Source organism: Blautia glucerasea (genome assembly GCF_013304385.1).
In the GTDB taxonomy this organism is placed as follows: domain Bacteria; phylum Bacillota; class Clostridia; order Lachnospirales; family Lachnospiraceae; genus Blautia_A; species Blautia_A ammoniilytica.
On sequence record NZ_JAAITU010000164.1, the window covers coordinates 1 to 351 of the forward strand.

The window sequence follows — 351 nt, forward strand, 5'->3', positions numbered from 1 at the left end:
GCTCAGTCTTTCAAAGGGAAGAACCCTGGTTCCTCCTGTAACAGCATAATCATCACCCTCGTCCTGAAGCACTATGTAGTAGCTGCCCTCAGCCAGATTATCAAAAGCATATGCCCCATCAGTTCCGGTGACCACCTTGTCCAGAAGGTTGCCCATCACATCCACAGCCGGATATAAGGTCTTGCCATCCACAGTGGTAGCGCTCATAGTCCGTGTTTTGCCGCCAATCTGCTGACTGAAGCTTCCATCCGGATTCTTGGTGATCTTGAGAGAAGATGGCTCGCTTCCCTGATAAAGATATACATCCACCTTGGAAAGCAGCCGGTCTGTGGTACTGTAGCCATTGATGGC

1 protein-coding gene is annotated in these 351 nt (G+C 50.4%); it reads right to left on the minus strand.

Annotated elements, in window-relative coordinates:
* A partial coding sequence (locus tag G5B11_RS18880) for a hypothetical protein (protein WP_173729348.1) occupies positions 1–351 on the minus strand: 351 nt, incomplete at both ends.